This is a genomic window from Micropepsis pineolensis (assembly GCF_055392125.1).
In genome coordinates this window covers 2070382-2090182 of record NZ_AP042408.1, presented here as the reverse complement: position 1 = coordinate 2090182, position 19801 = coordinate 2070382, and the positions used below count along the sequence as shown (strand labels likewise).

General features: G+C 57.9%; 17 protein-coding genes and 1 riboswitch. Of the genes, 6 read left to right on the top strand and 11 right to left on the bottom strand.

Translation table 11 applies throughout. The features are described 5' to 3' along the window. Positions 1-22: 22 nt before the first annotated feature. Positions 23-943 carry a CvpA family protein gene (locus tag ACZ5RI_RS09290; protein WP_464511701.1) on the top strand — a complete coding sequence of 307 codons (921 nt, stop codon included), beginning with the start codon at positions 23-25 and terminating at the stop codon, positions 941-943. After that, positions 940-2403, top strand: a complete 1464-nt coding sequence (purF, locus tag ACZ5RI_RS09285; RefSeq protein WP_464511696.1) for an amidophosphoribosyltransferase — start codon at positions 940-942, stop codon at positions 2401-2403. The genes ACZ5RI_RS09290 and purF overlap by 4 nt, the downstream gene beginning before the upstream one ends. A 62-nt stretch (positions 2404-2465) precedes the next feature. Here purF and metE read toward each other — a convergent pair whose 3' ends face one another. The 7 genes from metE to cysE all read right to left on the bottom strand — a co-directional run bounded on the left by metE (position 2466) and on the right by cysE (position 9881). Then, entirely contained in the window at positions 2466-4748 is a 2283-nt protein-coding gene (metE, locus tag ACZ5RI_RS09280) for a 5-methyltetrahydropteroyltriglutamate--homocysteine S-methyltransferase (protein WP_464511692.1), read from the bottom strand. Positions 4749-4852: 104 nt separating this feature from the next. Then, a riboswitch (cobalamin riboswitch) is annotated at positions 4853-5049 on the bottom strand. A 67-nt stretch (positions 5050-5116) separates the two neighbouring features. After that, complete coding sequence (locus ACZ5RI_RS09275) at positions 5117-5881, bottom strand: ABC transporter ATP-binding protein (protein ID WP_464511688.1); 765 nt, start codon at positions 5879-5881, stop codon at positions 5117-5119. 9 nt (positions 5882-5890) lie between these two features. Beyond that, on the bottom strand, positions 5891-6658 hold the full coding sequence (locus ACZ5RI_RS09270) for an MlaE family ABC transporter permease (protein ID WP_464511683.1): 768 nt from the start codon (positions 6656-6658) through the stop codon (positions 5891-5893). Then, entirely contained in the window at positions 6655-7758 is a 1104-nt protein-coding gene (gene alr, locus ACZ5RI_RS09265) for an alanine racemase (protein WP_464511679.1), read from the bottom strand. The genes ACZ5RI_RS09270 and alr overlap by 4 nt, the downstream gene beginning before the upstream one ends. A gap of 35 nt (positions 7759-7793) precedes the next feature. After that, positions 7794-8441 (bottom strand): hypothetical protein, encoded by a 648-nt coding sequence (locus ACZ5RI_RS09260; protein ID WP_464511676.1) that lies wholly within the window; start codon positions 8439-8441, stop codon positions 7794-7796. Between the two features lie 163 nt (positions 8442-8604). After that, positions 8605-8835, bottom strand: coding sequence for a DUF3126 family protein (locus tag ACZ5RI_RS09255; RefSeq protein ID WP_464511671.1), 231 nt, complete (start codon positions 8833-8835; stop codon positions 8605-8607). Between the two features lie 191 nt (positions 8836-9026). Then, the gene (gene cysE, locus ACZ5RI_RS09250; RefSeq protein ID WP_464511667.1) at positions 9027-9881 is read right to left on the bottom strand and encodes a serine O-acetyltransferase; all 855 of its coding nucleotides are present in this window, start codon (positions 9879-9881) and stop codon (positions 9027-9029) included. Between the two features lie 112 nt (positions 9882-9993). On the opposite strand from cysE, the gene ACZ5RI_RS09245 reads away from it, so the two are divergent. Then, positions 9994-10575, top strand: coding sequence for a nitroreductase family protein (locus ACZ5RI_RS09245; protein ID WP_464511664.1), 582 nt, complete (start codon positions 9994-9996; stop codon positions 10573-10575). Here the strand turns inward: ACZ5RI_RS09245 and ACZ5RI_RS09240 are convergent. Then, positions 10569-11804 (bottom strand): sensor histidine kinase, encoded by a 1236-nt coding sequence (locus ACZ5RI_RS09240; protein WP_464511660.1) that lies wholly within the window; start codon positions 11802-11804, stop codon positions 10569-10571. The genes ACZ5RI_RS09245 and ACZ5RI_RS09240 overlap by 7 nt on opposite strands. Before the next feature lie 221 nt (positions 11805-12025). Here ACZ5RI_RS09240 and ACZ5RI_RS09235 point away from each other — a divergent pair, with 221 nt between their 5' ends. Further along, entirely contained in the window at positions 12026-12199 is a 174-nt protein-coding gene (locus tag ACZ5RI_RS09235) for a hypothetical protein (protein ID WP_464511656.1), read from the top strand. Positions 12200-12224: 25 nt separating this feature from the next. Here ACZ5RI_RS09235 and ACZ5RI_RS09230 read toward each other — a convergent pair whose 3' ends face one another. From ACZ5RI_RS09230 to ACZ5RI_RS09220, 3 genes are all read right to left on the bottom strand, one after another. Beyond that, a complete protein-coding gene (locus tag ACZ5RI_RS09230; RefSeq protein ID WP_464511651.1) occupies positions 12225-13520 on the bottom strand; it encodes a Y-family DNA polymerase in 1296 nt (431 codons plus the stop codon). A gap of 57 nt (positions 13521-13577) precedes the next feature. Continuing rightward, positions 13578-15350 carry a DUF6311 domain-containing protein gene (locus tag ACZ5RI_RS09225; protein WP_464511647.1) on the bottom strand — a complete coding sequence of 591 codons (1773 nt, stop codon included), beginning with the start codon at positions 15348-15350 and terminating at the stop codon, positions 13578-13580. 135 nt (positions 15351-15485) lie between these two features. Next, positions 15486-16490, bottom strand: a complete 1005-nt coding sequence (locus ACZ5RI_RS09220) for a glycosyltransferase family 2 protein (protein ID WP_464511643.1) — start codon at positions 16488-16490, stop codon at positions 15486-15488. Between the two features lie 136 nt (positions 16491-16626). Here ACZ5RI_RS09220 and ACZ5RI_RS09215 point away from each other — a divergent pair, with 136 nt between their 5' ends. After that, positions 16627-17439, top strand: coding sequence for a ChbG/HpnK family deacetylase (locus ACZ5RI_RS09215; RefSeq protein WP_464511639.1), 813 nt, complete (start codon positions 16627-16629; stop codon positions 17437-17439). A 165-nt stretch (positions 17440-17604) separates the two neighbouring features. Then, a complete protein-coding gene (locus ACZ5RI_RS09210) occupies positions 17605-19788 on the top strand; it encodes a DPP IV N-terminal domain-containing protein (RefSeq protein WP_464511635.1) in 2184 nt (727 codons plus the stop codon). Positions 19789-19801 lie beyond the last annotated feature (13 nt).

The window sequence follows — 19801 nt, the reverse complement described above, 5'->3', positions numbered from 1 at the left end:
CAAGGGGGATTTAAGGACAGGTATGACCTTTCACTGGCTCGATTTGGTTCTGGTTCTCGGCGTCGGCGTTTCGGCGGTTTATGCCACACTGCGTGGCTTCGTGCGCGAAACCCTGTCGATCATCGCCTGGGTGGTGGCGGTGCTGGCGGCCCTGTATTTCGGCCCCACACTGGCTGACGCCCTGAAACCCCATCTTTCCGGTGGCCTCAACGACATTGCCGGCTATCTGCTGGTTTTCGTGTCGGTGCTGTTGCTGCTGTCGTTCGTTACCTTTCACCTGTCGGGCAGCGTCAAACGCTCGCCGGTTGGGCCGATTGACCGTATCTTAGGCTGCCTGTTCGGGGTCTTGCGCGGGCTGGCGGTGGCCGGAATTATCTATCTGGTCTTTGCCGCGGTTGAGCCGCCCCCCGATCAGCCCGACTGGATGACCAAAGCCGAGCTTTACCCGATCATTCGCAAATCGGGTGAAATGCTCGACCGGCTGATCCCTGACCGGCTCCTGAAACATGGCATCACCCTGCCCGGCCATCACGCCACGTCGGCCAAGGCACCCGCGGCAGCCACGCCACCGGTCGTGGCTGCCGCCCCGCCCGCGCCATCACACACGCATAAGAAGAGTTCGGCACGCGCCGACGATGTCGCAAGCCCCAGAGCCACGCCCCCGGAGACTGCCGAGCCGGTGCACGAAGCGGTCAAACACCCCGCACCAAAGTCGGAACCCGTTGAAAAGGTTAAAGAAACAACAGAGTCTAGCACGCACCGCACCGACAACATGGCACCTATGCCCCGCAAGCGCCCCAGCCATAGCGCGGAAAAACAGGATAAATCTGCAACCGACGCGACAGACACAAAACATCGCAAAACCAGCTATGGCGAAAAGGATCGCGAGGCGTTAGACAAGCTCATCGAAGAATCCGGCAAAAGGAACAGCGGCAAGCCATGACAGGCCCGACCGGCGATTTTTCATTTCACGACGATCATCTTCACGAAGAATGTGGTGTGTTTGGTGTTTTCGGACATCCCGGCGCAGGTGCCCTGACGGTGCTGGGGCTTCACGCCCTGCAACACCGCGGTCAGGAAGCCGCTGGCATTGTCACCTTTGACGGCGAACGCTTTATCGCCGAACGGCATCAGGGACTGGTGGGCGACATTTTCGCCAATGGCGCCAATACCGACAAACTGGTCGGCAGCTTCGCCATTGGCCATAATCGCTACTCCACCGCAGGCGGTTCGGATTCGCGCAACATTCAGCCGCTGTTCGCCGATCTGGCTGGCGGTGCCATTGCTCTGGCCCATAACGGCAACCTGACCAATGCCCGCGCCTTGCGTGCGCGTCTGGTACAGGAAGGCGCGATCTTCCAGTCGACCTCGGATACCGAAGTCATCATCCACCTCACCGCCCGCAGCGTGTGCAGCCATGTCGTCGACAAGCTGGCCGATGCGCTGAAGCTGGTCGAGGGGGCTTACTCGGTCGTCGCCATGACGGCGAAAAAGATGATCGGCGTGCGCGATCCCTTTGGCGTGCGCCCGCTGGTGCTGGGGCAGCTCGACGGGGCCTATATTCTGGCGTCGGAAACCTGCGCGCTCGACATCATCGGGGCCGAACTGGTGCGCGATGTTAAACCGGGTGAAGTGGTGGTCATTACCAAAGACGGTATTGAATCCTTCTTCCCCTTCGCGCCGCAGAAGAGCCGTTTCTGCGTCTTCGAATATATCTATTTCGCCCGGCCAGATTCGACACTGGAAGGCGTCAACGTCTACGAAGCGCGCCAGCGCATCGGCGAAGAACTGGCCCGCGAAAATCCCATCGAAGCCGACATTGTGGTGCCGGTGCCGGATTCCGGCCTGCCTGCCGCGTTGGGTTATTCGCATGCCTCGGGCATCCGCTTCGAGCTTGGCATTATCCGCAATCACTATGTCGGTCGTACCTTTATCGAACCGACGGCGGGTATTCGCCATTTCAGCGTGCGCCGTAAGCACAATCCCAACCGCGCCACGCTGGAAGGCAAGCGCGTGGTGCTGATTGACGATTCCATCGTGCGCGGCACCACCTCGAAAAAGATTGTGCAGATGGTGCGCGATGCCGGGGCAAAGGAAGTCCATTTCCGCGTTGCCAGCCCGCCGACACGGCACAGCTGCTTCTATGGCGTTGATACCCCGAATGAGCATGAGCTGCTGGCCCATGACATGGGCATCGACGAGATGTGCCACTATATCGGTGCCGACAGTCTGGCCTTCTTATCGATGGAAGGCATGTACCGGGCAATGGGTCAGGACTTTCATGACCCCAACGGCCATAAATTCTGCGACGCCTGCTTCTCGGGCAACTACCCCATCCGCCTGACCGATATGGAAGACGGTGCCGACAAGGCCCAGCTTTCGTTCCTGGCAGGCGTGGCGTAAGTTCCACAGGACTGCGACTTAAAGAAAACACCGGATGGCAAACCATCCGGTGTTTTTTTGGCTTAACCGCGCATCTGTCTGGCGGCATCGGTCATGGCGCAAAGGGCGGGTTTGACCTCCTCCCAGCGACGGGTTTTGAGGCCGCAGTCGGGGTTGACCCAGATCTGCCCGGGGCTCAGCCGTTCCGAAGCCTTGCTGAGCAGGGTTACGATTTCCGTCACCGCCGGAATCCGTGGCGAGTGAATATCGTAGACGCCCGGCCCAATCGCATTGGGATAGCGATATTCGGCAAAGGCCGACAACAGCTCCATTTGCGAGCGCGCCGTCTCAATCGAAATCACATCGGCATCCAGCGCACCGATGGCGGCGATAATGTCGTTAAATTCGGCATAACACATATGGGTGTGGATCTGGGTTTCGTCCGCCACGCCCGAGGATGCCAGCCGGAAGGCCTCGACCGCCCAATTGAGATAGCCCTGCCAGTCATCGCAGCGCAGCGGCAGCCCTTCGCGTAACGCCGGCTCGTCAATCTGGATGACGCGGATGCCCGCCGCTTCCAGATCGGTCACCTCGTCACGCAGCGCCAGCGCAATCTGGCGGCACACCGCAGATCTGGGCAGATCATCGCGCACGAACGACCATTGCAGCATGGTCACCGGCCCGGTCAGCATGCCCTTGACCGGTTTTTCGGTCAGCGATTGCGCATAGCGCGCCCACGCCACCGTCATTGGCCGGGGCCGTGCGACGTCACCATAGATCACCGGCGGGCGAACATAACGCGAGCCATAGCTTTGCACCCAGCCATGTTTGGTGAAGGCATAACCGTCGAGCTGTTCGCCGAAATACTGCACCATGTCGTTGCGTTCAAATTCGCCATGCACCAGCACATCAAGACCAACCTCCTCCTGCCAGCGGATCGCCAATGCGGTTTCTGCCCGTAAGAAATCGACATAATCGGCATCGCTGACATTTCCCTTGGCATGCGCGGCACGCGCCGCACGCACTTCGTCGGTTTGCGGGAACGAGCCGATGGTGGTGGTCGGAAACGCCGGCAGTTTCAGATGCGCCTGCTGCCGGGCAATGCGGTCGGCAAAGGGGCTGTTGCGCGTTGCCATCGCCGGGGTGACATGGGCCATGCGCGCGGCCACATCCGCGCGGTGCACCGTGGCGGAAAGCCGCCGTGCCGCCAGCGCAGCCGATGCCGCCGCCAGCTTGTCCGCCACCGCACTTTCCCCCGCCGTGAGCGCGGTGTGCAAGCTGGCCAGCTCGCCCATTTTCTGCACGGCAAAAGACAGCCAACTTTTGACATCTTCGGCCAGTTCGGTTTCCACCGTCACATCAATCGGCACATGCTTAAGCGAGCAGGACGGTGCCAGTTGCAACTGTTCCGGTGCCCAGGCGGCCAGCACCGGCTTTAAGCCGAAGATCAGCTTTTCCAGATCGGCGCGCCAGATATTGCGCCCGTCGATCACCCCCAGCGACAGCACCCGATCCCTGGGCGCTTTGGCCAGCACTTCGCCCAGCTGTTCGTGGCCGCGCACCAGATCAAGATGCAAACCCGCCACCGGCAAATGCACCACCGTATCCAGTGCCGTGCCGAAATCGCCAAAATAACTCGCCAGCAGAATTTTCAGACCGGGGGCGGCATGGCTCAGCGCCGCATAGCTTTGCACCAGCGCCGCCAGCGCCCCGGCATCCAGATCGGTGGCCAGCACCGGCTCGTCGATCTGGACCCATTTCGCCCCGGCCTTGGCCAGACGCTGTAGCAACTCGCCATAAACCGGTAGCAGCCGCGGCAACAGGCTGAGCGTATCGGCACCACTGCATTTGCCAAGGCGCAGAAAACTCACCGGCCCGATCAGCACCGGGCGCGTATTGTACCCCAGCGCACAGGCTTCGAGATATTCCTCGACCGGCTTTAAGGTGGACAGCGTGAAGGACTGATCGGCAGTAAATTCCGGCACCATGTAGTGATAATTGGTGTCGAACCATTTGGTCATTTCCAGCGCCGCAACATCCTGCGCCCGGCCATGGGTGCCGCGCGCCATGGCAAAATAGGTGTCGAGTGGCACCGCCCCACCCTGCCAGCCATAACGGGCCGGAACCGCACCGACCATGACCGCGGTATCAAGCATGGAATCATAGAGCGAGAAATCATTACTGGGCAGAATTTCAACCCCCACCGCCTGTTGCTGCGCCCAGGACGCGGCACGAAGACCGGCAGCGGTTTTGAGCAGCGCTTCGGCATCCGTTTTTCCGGCCCAGTAACTTTCCAGCGCAAATTTCAGCTCGCGTCTGGGGCCGATCGATGGCCCCCCCAGACTTGCAACAGCTAACAAAGACATCGGCAATACTCCAAAATGGTTGGAGCAAAGGCCAAGCGGGCGCAAGACGTACCGGTTCACGGCACGCACACCATGCGCAACCCGCCGGGACACCCCGCCCGTGGACGATCTGTTGCTGTAAGGCAGGTCTCCTGGCTTTGCGGGTCGTCACGGCTGCCCGCCTTCCCAGGGATACCCCAGTGGCTTTTGAACAGTCGCTCACCGCTGACAGTTGCGGGGGCAGCGCCGGTCTTGCACCGGCTTCCCTCTTAGCTTTTGAGCAAAAAGCACGCCCAAAAGAACCTTAAGCCCACCGACACTATCGGCGGGCTCAATGGGTGTCAATAAAGACATAAAGAAATCTTTATGTCTGCATATCCATTATGTTTTTACCCGCGCACTTCCATCTGGATCGGGCCATCCTTGCGACCATGGATAAACTGATCGACATAGGGGTTGTCGGCAGTATCAATTTCGACCGTCGGCCCCGCCCAGACGATCTTGCCCTTGTAGAGCATGGCGATGCGGTCGGCGATTTTGCGGGCGCTGACCATGTCATGGGTGATCGACAGCGCAGTGGCCCCGACATCCTTGACCATATCGACGATCAGATTGTTGATGACGTCCGACATGATGGGGTCGAGGCCCGTGGTCGGCTCGTCAAAGAAGATGATCTCGGGCTTGGTGGCAATGGCACGCGCCAGCCCGACGCGTTTTTGCATGCCGCCCGACAGTTCCGACGGCGACAGTGCACCAACATCCGCCGTCAGCCCGACCTTGGCCAGGGTTTCAATGGCGATGTCCTTCGCCTTTTTACGGCCCATGCCATGGCCCTGGATCAGACCAAAGGCGACATTTTCCCAGACCGGCAGACTGTCGAACAAGGCAGCGTTTTGAAACAGCATGCCAAATTTACGCAAATAGGCTTCGCGGGCCCGGCCACGCAGGCGCGTCACCGGCTCGCCATCCACAAAGATCTCGCCTTCGTCGGGGCGCAGAATGCCCAGAACGCATTTGATCGTCACCGATTTGCCGGTGCCCGAGCCACCGATGACGACCAGAGATTCCCCCTGCTCGATGGTCAGATCGACGCCATCCAGAACCACCTTGGATCCGAAGCGTTTTTTCACGCCCTTGAGTTCGATTTTTGCCATGGCGATCTCTTAGAACAGGATGTTGGTCAGGATGTAGTTGGAAGCCAAAATCAGGATCGACGCCGACACCACCGCACTGGTGGTGGCGCTGCCGACGCCCTGCGCCCCGCCCTTGGAATGGAAGCCGTGATAGCACCCCATCAGCGCGATGAGAAAACCGAACACCGCCGCCTTGATCAGGCCGGAAGCGACATCCTTGAAATCGAGGGCATTGATGGTGTGCTGCAAATAGATCGTACCGGTGAAATCCAGACTGCTGGTAGAGACGACGTAACCACCGAAAATGCCGATGGCATCTGCCACCGCCACCAGAAGCGGCATGGCGATCACCGCCGCCACCAGACGCGGCACCACCAGATATTTCATCGGGTTGGTGGCCAACGTGGTCAGCGCATCAATCTGTTCGGTCACCCGCATGGTGCCAAGCTCGGCAGCGATGGCCGCCGCAACGCGCCCCGCCACCATCAGACCGGCGATCACCGGCCCCAGCTCGCGCGTGATGCCGATCAGCACCACCACCGGCATGTAGACTTCGGCACCATAACGGGCGGTGCCGATATAAATCTGTAAGGCCAGCGCACCGCCGGTGAAGAAGGCCGTCAGCCCAACCACCGGCAGCGAGAAATAGCCGACGCGCATGAACTGTTTGAACAGCAACGACCAATAGATCGGCGGTCGCACGATGCTGATCACCGCGGTGGCGGTGAACATGCACAGCCGACCGATCTCCTGCAAAAAGCCAAGCGTGATTTTCCCGATGGCGGCAAAGACGTTCATGCGGCCTCCTGATAGACGCGCGCGGCGCGGGGTGAAACCTGTGTCAAAATCTCGTACGAAATCGTGCCGGACGCACCGGCCAGTTCTTCCAGCGATACAACATCGCCAAACAGTTCCGCGTCCATCCCGGCGTGGGGGGGCACGGTAAGATCGGTCACATCGAAGATAACCAGATCCATCGAAATGCGACCAACCACCGGCACCTTAACGCCGCCAACGGCACCAAAGCCACGGTTGGAAACGGTGCGCATCAGCCCATCGGCATAGCCATAGGCCGCAATGGCCAGACGGCTCGCCCGCTTGGTCTGAAAACTGGCACCATAGCCGACGGTTTCGCCCGCCGGGGTTTCACGCACCTGCAAAATCGGCGCGGTGCAGCGCACCGCCACGCCAAAGGGATTGGGCCGACAAGGGATCGGGTTACCGCCATAAAGCGCAATGCCGGGACGGACCAGATCAAAATGATAGTCCTTACCCAGAAGAAGACCACCCGAAGCCGCCAGACTGGCGGGGGCCGGTGGCAACAGTGCCAGCGCCGCCCTGAAGCGTTTGAGCTGCGCCGCATTCATCGGCGAATCCGGCTCGTCAGAACAGGCCAGATGGCTCATCCACAGCACAACATTCAGCCCGGCCAGCCGTTTGGCACTTTCACCGGCCAGCAGCGAAACATCGGTCTGGGAAAGCCCCAGCCGGTTCATGCCGGTATCGATGTGAATGGCAGCCTCGTAAACACTGCCCGCCGCCAGCGCCGCCTTGGAATAGCGCGCAATCTGTTCCAGCGAATTCAGGCACGGGATCAGGTGATACCGGGCGTAAGCCGCCGCGGTACCATCGGCCACACCATCGAGCACAAAAATCCGCGCCCGCACCGACAGGCAGCGCAGCGCAATGGCCTCCTCCAGCCGGGCGACGACAAAATTCTCGGCCCCAGTGGCAACCAAAGCCGGAACGATTGTTCCCGCCCCCAGACCATAGGCATCGGCCTTGACCACGGCGGCAGCCGTAGCCGGGCCAGCCATCGCCTGAGCAAGGCGGAAATTTTCAGCAATCGCCCCTAGGCGCACGGTCAAATGCGCGGCGGAAGCAGCCGAAGCAGTCATGTCAGTATTCATAGATGAGAACATAGTGCGAATGATTAGTTGTTACCACCCGGAACGTAGTTTTCCAGGCAGGGGGCATTGGGATCGATGTAACTGGCGCAATGTGGGCGGGTGTTACGTTCGTGCGCCATGGCATCGCTGGGCCGGACTTTCTTTTCCGGCTGTTTCTGGGCCGGGGCCCCACTGGGGTCCAGAATAACATAGCCATAACGATCATAAACAAAATCCCACGGCTTATAGCGGCAGCGGCGCTGCCCTTCGGGCGTGAGATATTCGAATTTACCCGCACCGCACGATAACGCCTGACCGATGGCCAGCCCCGGATTGACGGTAATGGCGTTGGGCGATTGCGGCCGGATCACTTCAGGCATGAGTTGCACCGCCTTATAGGCGTTGCGGATCATTTTCTCAGTTTCCTGATCGTTCTGGGTTCCGCGCGAGAACGACGCCTTGGGCAGCAAAAGCCACAACAGTTCGGTGCGGGGGGGCGCCTTCTGTGGTGGCGGCGCGCTGAGTCGTACCTGCACCAGATAGTAGATCACCACGAAATGGACTGCGGTTACGAAAAGCGCCACACACAAGCGGCGCAAGCGATGGCGCTTGGCCTTACGACGTTTTTCGAGACGGGACAAAATATCGGCAACTGCCGTATTGGTCTCATCGATGAGATATGCGCCCGCCACCGATGTTGTACCTCGAACCTATAGTCAATCATGCTGCCTGAAAGAATGACGGCCACCATTTTTATAGCGGCAGCGGTTCAGGCTATAGCATGATTGGCAAGCAGAGGGGAATTACCCTTAAGGCCGCCCCCGCGAAACTGCAGGCGCAACGCTTACCGCGCGCTTATTTGCGATTCGCTGGCGGATTGGGCAGGTCCATCGCCAGAATGGCCATGTTGAAGGCGTAAGACACCTCCCCGTCCTCTTCGTCCTTGAAGATGACGCCGATAAATTCACCGGCGATATGCACTTCAACGGAATCATCCTGCTTGGGCCGCTCGACCAGCGTGATGGTGTCCAGCCGGAACAGGTTACGCAGATATTTCTCAACCTGCCAAAGTTCAGTACGCGTCAAAAAAGCCTCCATCGTCTGACGTTTCGGCGTTAGTTTCTGCCGTCACAAAAACTGCCGCCTTACGGCGGCCCTGTCGCAGAACCAAAAGAAAAACGGCACCGATGCCGCCCCCCGAACCGGGGGAACTTCAAGGCATTGGAACTGCCATGCCGCCAGCATCCGGGTCAAGCGCCTTTACGCCGCCGGTATAGTTAGATACCAGCTTTGATGTCCAGTTCAGGGTCGTCAATCAACTGGTTCATTTCCAGCGATGGCCGGTCACACCCCATGCAATTGACCACTTTGGCCGGCACGCCGACCGCCGTGCAATGCGACGGGATCGACTTCAGCACCACCGAACCGGCACCAATGCGGGAATATTCGCCGATTTCGATATTGCCCAGAATCTTGGCCCCCATCGACAACAGAACCCCACGGCGGATCTTGGGGTGCCGATCACCATCGGCCTTGCCAGTGCCGCCCAGCGTCACATTGTGCAACATGGAAACATCGTCTTCGACCACGGCGGTTTCACCAATCACCACGCCCGTGGCATGGTCGATCAGGATGCCGCGACCGATACGGGCGGCCGGGTGAATATCGACGTCGAACATGCGGGAAATCCGGCTCTGGAAGAACAGCGACAGGCCGATCCGCCCAACGCCCCACAACCAGTGGGCAATGCGATAGCTTTCCAGCGCATGGAAACCCTTGAAGTACAAAAACGCCTCGATATAGGCGTGGCAGGCCGGGTCGCGGTCGAATACCGCCGACAGATCGGCGCGCACCGCCGCCCCGATTTCAGGATCGGCCCGCATGGCCTCGTCGAAGATTTCGCGCACCAGCATCTGATCGATGTCTTCGCCGCCAATCTTCTTGGCCAGATGATAGCTTAAGGCATCCTCAAGCCGGTTGTGATTGAGAATGGTGGCATGGACAAAACTGGCCAGGGCGGGTTCGCCCGCCGCCAGTTCCGCCGCCTGATTGCACAGGTCACGCCAGATTGGATCACACGCCATCTTGTGCGCCGGATCGTTAGGGACGATTTTTTCTACCGTTGCGGACATTTGAAAGTCTCCTACTCACCTTGTACAGGATTTACCGGCCGTGCCAAACCTTCCTGTGCATCACCCCGACACTTTCCTGATAGATTGTGGCATAAACGGTTGGAGAAAATTCATGAGCAATCTCAATCCCCACATCCCGCAAACCCTGGATTTGCTGCTCCGCCGTAAATCGGTCAAGCCGCAAACCATGACCGGCCCCGGCCCGGACGACGCGCAAATGACGCAGATCCTGACCGCCGCAACCCGGGTGCCCGACCATGGCAAGCTGGCGCCCTGGCGCTTCATCCGTTTTTGTGGCGATGCCCGGGGGCGCGTCGGCCAGGTGCTGGTGGACACATTGCAAGCCCGCGGACCTTTAAGCCCCGACCGTCAGGCACAGGAAGCCGCCCGCTTCCTGCGCGCCCCGGAAATCGTCGGCGTCATCAGTACCCCGCGAAGCGATGTGCCGGTGCCGGAATGGGAACAAATTCTGTCCGCTGGCGCGGTGTGCCAGAACCTTATTCTGGCGGCGCATGCCCTAGGCTATGTCGCGACCTGGCTAACCGAATGGTACGCCTATGACCGGGAAATCCTGCAAAAGCTTGGGCTGGCGGAAGCCGAACGCGTTGCGGGCTTCATCTTCATCGGCCATATGAGCGAAATGCCCCAGGATCGCCCCCGCCCCGACCTTGCCACCATCGTCAGCCACTACTGAAGCGTCGGCCTGGTCACCAGCTTGCGGGTACGGACGGCGGGAAAATGCAGCTCGACCGTGGTGCCGACATTGAGGGCACTTTGAATGACCAGCCGCCCGCCATGCAGCTCCATCAGGGTTTTGACCAGCGACAGGCCCAATCCCGTGCCCTCGACCTTGCGCGACAAAGGCGAGGCAATCTGGCGGAACGGTTCCAGCGCCTGCGGTATCGCCTCGGGCGCCATGCCGATGCCGGTGTCAGAGACGCAGATGATGATGCCGCCATCGCCGCCCATGCGCGCCGTCACCGTAACCTTACCGCCGGGCAGCGTAAATTTGACCGCATTGCTTAAAAGATTGAGCAGGATCTGTTTCAGCCGCAAGCGGTCGGCATCAATGACCGGGAAATCCGGCGGCACATAATGGCTGATGGTCAGGGTGTTTTCCCGCGCCCGCTCGGCGACAAAGCGCAGGCAATCCTCGAAAAAGCCCGGTAACGCAATATCTTCGCAGCCCAGCTCCAGCCGCCCGGCCTCGGCTTTGGACAGATCAAGGATATCGTTGATCAGATTGAGCAGATGCTTGCCCGCACTGTGAATGTCGTTGGCGTATTCGGTGTAGCGCGTCGAGCCAAGCGGCCCGAACAGACCGCAGGATAACACCTCGGAAAAGCCGATAATGGCGTTCAGCGGGGTGCGCAGCTCGTGACTCATCAGGGCCAGAAAGGCGCTTTTGGAGCGATAGGCATCCTGCGCCGCCATCAGCGCCTTGTGCAGCTGCTTTTCGCGGATGGTCAGCAGCGAGACCTTGGCGCGCACCAGCGCCTCGCTGGTGCCAATGCCGAGATAGCGCCCCTCGCGCGTCACCACAAAGCATTCCCGCAGCGCTTCGGGGTGATCGAAGGTGATCATCGTCGCCAGCTCGGTGATGGTGGTGTTTTCATCGACCTGAAACGCATCCTGATTGGACAGTTGCAGGATCGAGCGGCGGCCATACAGTTCGGGGACATAGCGCTGGGCGTAATGGGCCAGAAATTTCAATCGGTTGACCAGACCAACGACGCGCTGACCACCATCCACCACCGCCGCCGCAGCCAGATCGGGCGACAGACGAAAACGCTCATAGGCCTCGGCACAGTTCATGCTGAGGGGAAATGCCGGCATTGCTAAAGCCAGATGCCCTGCCCGCCATTCGTCGTCGGATGCAGCTTCAGGCAGGAAATCCGGCACCACCGTACCGATCGAACTCATGAAAGGATGTCCCGCTAAACCGAACGCATGTTTAAGAAATTATGACGAAATCACCAGCATCGTTATACGGATTATTTACGAACCTTTTTTGAATAGGGAAAAATCACGCAAAAGAAATAACCCGATACATAAATTGAATAGAATGCGGACCACTCAGTTCATAAAAAAGCCAGACACTGGCGCATACTCTGTAACCGTATTCAAAAGCGATCGAGAACGCCATGCCGACCCCACCGCCGACAGGTCCTCAAACCCGCCAGGCCGCTTGCCGCGCCAGCGAAGATCGCATTTATGCCGCGGCTACCGACTTTTCCGAAACCCTGTCCCTTGCCCAGTTGCGCGCCTTCATTACCGAGGCGATGTGCTGGCGCCGCTTGCTGACCCTGCGGCACTGATCCGGGCCCGAATTCGGGTCACAGATCAGGAAAAATCTTTGCGCTCGGGGATGCGGTTAAAGGCGATTTTGGCCCCGGCATAGGGCGACATGCATTTGGGCTGCGGACCGATCGCCACCGCGTCGCGGCCATAGCGCTGGTTCAGCGCATCAATCGCTTCCGACAATTTAAGATGCTTCTGGCTTTCTGCGGCATCCGGGCGCCAGCCGAACAGATCCGGGGCGATGGTGTCGGTCTCGATCAGATTGCTTAAATAAAGCCCGGTCTGACGCACGGCCAGCACCTCGTCCGGGGCGACAATGCGCGCCCAGCCCAATTCCAGCGCGGCCAGAATGGCAAAACTGTCGGCGGTATGGGCCATGTCGACGGTGGCCTCGCGCTTCTCGCCGCTTTCGGTTTTCAGCCACACCGTAACCCGCCCGGCCTTGTAACCGGCCCGGCGCAGGCGGCTGGCCGCCCGCGCGGTCAGCTTACGCACCACGATGTGGGCGGTGGGTGCATGGCGCAGCTCCGGCCCCAGCACATGGCTGTGGCTGATCGACTGGGTCTCGGTCACAATGTCGGGCGGGTCGATGCCATGCAGGGCGTACCAGAAGCGTTCGCCATTGATCGAGCCCCAGGCCCGCCGCGCCGCGGGCGGGGTCAATTCCCAAAAGCTTTTTATATCAAATATTCCAGCCTGATAGAGGCGGAGCTTCACGTTCTTGCCGATGCCCGCCAGATCGATCAGATCCAGCCCCAGAATGGCTTCAGGCAAGCGGTCGGCACCCAGCACGGTCAACCCGGCGGGCTTCATCATATCGCTGGCGATCTTGGCCAGCAGCACGCTGGGGGCCAGCCCGACCGAGGAGCGCAAACAGCAGCCGACGTTTTTCAGGATGTCGGCCTGAACCCGCCGGGCGATGGCGATGGCGTTTTCGGTCTGGCGCTCCTGCCCCATCAGCTCGCACGCCACTTCATCAATCGACGATACCTTGTTGACGTGTAAGTGTTTTTCTATTTCGTCGATGATGCGGTGGTGGAAATCGACATAGACGTTGTGGCGGGCCGGAACGCAGATCAGACCGGGGCACATCTGTCGGGCCTCGTAAACCCGGGTGCCGGTTTTGATGCCAAAAGCCTTGGCCTCGTACGAGGCGGCAATGGCACAGGTGGCGTCGGACTCCACCGGGGTGACGATGATCGGCTTGCCGCGCAGGCGCGGGGCCAGCTGCTGCTCGACCGAGGCAAAATAGCTGTTGAGGTCAAGAAACAGCCAGTTGAGACAAGCGGCGTCCTGCCCCTTGCCCGGCCTCAGCTTGATGATACCCACGCCTGACATAGGGCGAACATAGCAAGAACATTTGAGCGGGGCAACGCACAGAATGTGCCCATAACATCAAACCCGCAAGAGTGTTACAGTATCATTACTGTAGATCACCGAATAATTCTTCATATACGCAGACATGGGGGCGGATTCTGGTGGCCGTATCGGCGTTTTGGTAATTCTGACCCACGGGAATGCCCCCCCCCAACGCACATCCGTTTTAAACTTATTGGATTTGCCAAAATGTGCCGTGTTACTCCAGACCACCCGCTTATCCAGAATGATGTACTTGACGTTAGCCTTGCGTAACTGTTCGTGCTGCTTTTCGAGGTCACGCATTTCTAATACATCGATTAGGCTCGGCGTGATGAAGCGCGAAACTTCCGCATGTACGATCGGGCGATCATGACACGTTGCCCAAAGCATCGCGTTATCGCCCCCCTCATAGGAATGCGGTAGATTGAGTATCCCAAAGTTTTTTTCTTTATCTTGATCGATGACGCTAAGCCAAGCCGGACAAACGGCATCTGTCATTTCCAGATGCGACGGACAAAAATCCAGGACGATAAGTCCCGCCAGCCCATACAGCAGATATATCCCCCACCGGCCGCGCAAAGTCTGCTGCGCCAATACAAAAGCATGAGCTACCCCGATACCCATAAAAATATAGACGAATACGATTAGCCGTGCGGGCACACGGGCAATCGATAACAATGGAATATGCGACAGCACGATACCAGGCATTGGAACAATCAGTGGATGACCAAAAGCATGGAGCGTTTCACCCGCTGCCAGGACAAGAAACACCCCACCACTCCATAAAACATAATCTACAATACTGTCCTTACAACGCCATCTCGACCAGGTAAGCCACGTTAATACCGCAACATTAATCAACCCCAGATAAACAACGCACTCTGTGGCGCGCGCGGTATTTTTGGGATAAAGCTGCCCGAACCAATCTCCAAACAAATGATATTGGGGAAAAGAAAACAGCGCCACAATATCCGCAACGAATGTGCCATGACCACAAAGGCTCGTATCGGGTGAACCGGATTGCAAAAGCATTGGTAGCAGCAACGGCAGCAGGATCAGGGATACCCCTCCCAGACAAATGAGCGGTATACGGATCTCCCAACCATGCAAGGGTATACCCTGCCGGTAATGGCGGTACAGGCTGTGAAAAATAATAAAATAGGCACAATAAATAAGATAATACCAGCAGAAGAGCGCACTCAGCGCATAGCTGCCAATAGCGGCAAGCAGCCAATAGGCATTCCTGCCCTGGTAACTTTTTAGATAGAATAAGACGAAGAACACAATAAATTCGATATGCATTACGCCTATATGATGCTGGCTTTGCGCAATATGCATGGGAGAAAAGGCAATAATATAGGCCCCAATCAGGGCTGCCCAATTTTTATGTGTAAAATGCCTCGACAAATAAAAACCTGCCAGCCCCGTCAGCGGAAACGAAGAAAGCAGCGTCAGATTCTGTATTGTCAGAAGCGTAGCGTGGTCAGTGCCAAATACGCGGCTTAACGCCACCAGAACAAACACTTGCGGATAGGCAAAAGAATGAAAATTCAGAGGGGTCCCTTCTGGAAATTGAATCTGCGAGGTTTGAAAAAAATGCCTGTAGTCAGCAGCAATAACGGCATACCAGCTGTTCCAGAAATCCTGTTGATTATCCTCAGGCGGACCGATCAACATTGTAGATAAATGCCCGATGTAAATATGGAACCAAGCGGCCGTTACTATGCTGAACGCCGCTAGAACCAGGAAAAATATTCCGAACTCCCGCAGCGGGGTGTTTTTACGAAAAAAATCGATATGTTTAGACATTAAGACACTCAGATGTTCGGGGGGGGGGGGAGCCGCGCACTCACGTAAAAAAACGAGTGTGATTTGTGCGATCCTGCCACTATTTTATTTTCGAGACGCTCACATAATGCCATTGGCATGAGGCGAAAGTAGAAGTTATCGCTTTGCCTCAGCGTCATCGTACCCGTACTTTTCACGAACTATAAATAACGGCCGCTGTTTAACTTCGTCAAACACACGACCGATATAGTCACCCATAATGCCAAGAGTGATTAACTGAACGCCGCCCATAAAAAGAATAATCACCAATGTTGATTCATACCCTGGCACATCAATGCCGACGATTGCGGCGCGTACCAATCTGAATACCATATAAGAAAATGATCCCCCTGCGATCAGAAGGCCTACACCACCGGCTATGCGCAGCGGAATATTTGAAAATGCCGTAAGCCCGTCAAACGCCAGATTCAGCAGATGTTTTATTCCCCACTTCGACTTACCGAAGCTCCTGGATTCCTGGACGTAAGGAATGCCCGTCTGGCGGAAACCGACCCAGGCGTAGATTCCTTTCATAAATCGATTTCGCTCGGGCATCTGATTAATGATGTCAACGACACTACGATCCATCAAGCGGAAGTCGCCGGCTTCATGAGGTAACTGCATCCCTGTAAGCCGGTCGAAAAACCAATAAAAACTCTTAACCAGCCAGCGCCTTACCAAAGATCCTTCATGGCGCTGCTGACGAACGGCATAAACGACCTCGTAGCCGGCGCGCCATTTGGCAAGCATATCATGTATCACTTCCGGCGGATGCTGAAGATCTGCGTCCATTGGAATAACCGCATTACCTTGGCTATTTATCAACCCGGCGGTCAAAGCAACTTCTTTACCGAAACGGCGCGACAAGGAGATAATCCGAATCCGTGGATTTTTTTTGCGGGCTGATACCAAACGCAGAAGGGTATCATCTTCACTGCCATCATTGATGAAAACGATTTCCCATTCCATTCTGGTTTCTTCAAGTACCGGAATGAGACACCCTAACAAGGGGTCGATATTTGCGCTTTCGTTATAGCATGGGATAACGATTGAAATTAACGCATCGCCCCCCACTTCACGATGCGTGCAGCATGAATCATCCACCGTCACTGTGGCAGCCATAATCTTCCCCAAGATAGTCTCCACGAGCTAAAGACTTATATCGCTTCCGTATATTTTGTCATTAGCCACTTGAACATCGCCATATCTAATCAGTACACATAAAAACAAAAAACCAATTAAATTTAGGATAGAAACTGTGATCTTATGCGCAGATGATTACGGACTGTCGCCAGGGGTCGGGGCTGCAATCCGCGATTTGGTTCGGATATCCAGACTAAGTGCCGTCAGCTGTATGACGATTTCCGCCAGCTGGCCGGACGAAGCCGCAAAACTGATACCGCTGGCGGACGGAATTGAAGTTGGGCTACACCTCACCCTAACAGATATGCAACCTTTGGGCCCGATGCCTCGGCTGGCACTGTCCGGCCGCTTACCTACGTTAAGGAAACTATTGTGGCAGGCCCAGTTCAGTCACGTCGTAAGAGATGAAATACGGGATGAATTGCATCGTCAGATTACTGCGTTCGTTGCGGCTTTTGGCAGGCTACCGTCTTACGTTGACGGGCATAAACATGTTCATCAAATGCCATGGATTGGTCCGATAGTCCTCGAAGCAATGAACGAGCGCTTGCGACCAGATTGCTGGGTACGATATTGCGACGAGCCGCTGTGGTCCATCGCTCGGCGGGGTGTGTCGCCGGTCAAAGCATCGGTCATCAGCCTTTTAGGATGGCGTTTTTCCCGCACCGGCAGACGGCTTGGGCGGCCTGGTAACCGTAGCTTTCGTGGCGTGTACAATTTGTCTCCGCATAGTGATTATGCCCGCCTGCTAGAGCGTTTTTCTCAACCTCTCGATAAGCATGCGCTAATCATGTGCCACCCCGGCCATGTTGATTCCGTTTTACAGAGTCTCGATGCGGTTACGGACGCAAGAGAGAACGAATACGCCGTCTTGTCCGATCCCGCACATTGGCCTGCCGGATTAACCCTGACCCGACGACCACAATGAGACCGCGATTATCGGCTTCACGCCTCGAATAATTACACGGCAGGAAACGGCTCATAGCCCCCCCCCCACACACATATTCCGATTTGATTTCTGGCGCGGGGGACAGCACACTCGCATCGAAACGGGGCAGACGAAGCCCCGGCGTAATCCGTTACGGAGTTTTTGATGTCCGCCAAAGTCCTGGCCCTGATTGCCGGAGCAATCATGCTGTTGCAGCCCTTACACGCCGCAGAAAATTGTTTTCAGGAACTGGCCGCCACGCGCAATTACACGCTGGGTGCGCCGACGCGGGTTACCCCGCTGCCCGATGGCAAAGCGGTGCTCTATTTGCGCAGCGGCCCGCGCGATTTTAATCAGCGGCTTTACCGCTTTGACATTGCCACCGGCACCGAACGCGAGCTGATTACCCCCGCTGCGCTGCTGGGCGGTCAGGAAGAACATGTAAGCGTCGCCGAAAAGGCCCGGCGCGAGCGCATGCGCATCACCGCGCGCGGCTTTGTCGGCTTTGATCTGACCCATGACGGCAAAACCCTGCTGCTGGCATTAAGCGGCAAGCTCTATGCCGTTGATCTGGCCAGCGGTAAGCCGAAGCAATTGCCCGGCGAAGGCTGGATCGCGCCCAAATTCTCGCCCGATGGCAAAAAGGTCGCCGCGCTCAAAGATGGCGAGGTTTTTGTGATCGACCTTGCCGCCGCAAAAGTGGTGCAAGTGACCCATGGGGCGAGCGAAACCCTGCGCCATGGCGAGGCGGAATTCGCCGCACAGGAAGAAATGGACCGCCGCGATGGCTTCTGGTGGTCGCCGGATTCGCAGTTTATCGCCTATGAAGAGGCCGATCTGTCGCCGGTCGAAATGCACTATATCGCCGACCCGCTGCACCCGGAGGCCCCACCCGCCGCGTTCCGCTATCCGCGCGCCGGCACCAACAACGCCATTGTGCGGCTGGGCGTTGTGGCGGCAAAGGGCGGCAAAACCGTCTGGGTGCCGTGGGACAACAAGGCCTATCCCTATCTGAACCGGGTGGTGTGGGCCAAACACGGGGCGCTGAGCCTGTCGGTGATGAACCGCGCGGTGACCGAGCAGAAGCTGCTCGCCGCCGATGCCAAAACCGGTCAGACCAAACTGCTATGGACCGAACGCGATGCCGCCTGGATCGAGCTACCCAAGGGCGACAGCTATCCGCGCTATCTGAAGGATGGCAGCTATCTATGGGCCAGCGAGCGGTCGGGTGACTGGCAGCTGGAACATCATCGCGCCGATGGCAGCCTGATCGGCCCGATAACCCCGGCGGGATTTCGCTTTGACGCGATCGAGGACATCAACGAAGACACCGGCACCATCGTCATCACGGGCGGAACCGAACGGATTTCGCGTGGGGTTTACCGCGCTGCCATCACGGGCGGCACACCGGTGGCGCTGGCGGCGGACCGGGGCCTGAACGGTGCCGAATTCGGCGACCAGCATAGCGTTTATGCGCACAGCTATGACCTGATCGACGGCACCACCGGCACCGACATCCGCACGCTGGACGGCAAGACACTCGCCCGCGTTCCCAGCGCCGCCGAAGCCCCGCCCTTCATTCCGGGCGTGGAATATCTGACCGTGGGCGCACGCGGGTTTGATGCGCTGGTGGTGCGGCCGCGCGATTTCGATGCCAGCAGGAAATATCCGGTCATCGTGTCCGAATATACCGGCCCGGCGGCGAAAATGGTGCTGGCCAGCCCGCGCCAGTCGTTTGAACGCCAGTGCATGGCGGATCGTGGTTATATCGTGGTCACGCTCGATAATCGCGGCGTACCCGGCCATGGCCGCGACTGGCTGCGCGCCATCAAGGGCAATTTCATCGACGTGCCGCTGGCAGATCAGGCCGACGGCCTCAAGGCGCTGGCCGAAAAAGTGCCACAGATGGACATCGCCCATACCGGTGTGATCGGCTGGTCGCATGGCGGCTATTTCGCGGCCATCGCGGCGATGCGGCGGCCTGATGTTTATGCCGCTGCAGTGGCGGGCGCACCGCCGGTGGAATGGGAAGATTACGACACCTATTACACCGAGCGGTATATGGGTCTGCCGCAGGAGAACCCGCAAGGCTATCGCGCCAGCGCGGTGACGAGCTATGCGAAGGATCTGAAAATTCCGCTGCTGATCGTCAGCGGTGCAACCGACGACAATGTCTATTTCCAGAATACCATGAAGCTGACCGGCGCATTGCTCAAGGCGGGCAAGATGTACGAACAGATCGTGCTGCCCGGCACCCATATGCTGGCCGACCCGGCGCTGAAAGCCGGTGAAAGCGAACGGGTGATGGAATTCTTCGACCGCACCCTGAAAAGTAAAGCGGCGCAATAATTGTGACCAACAA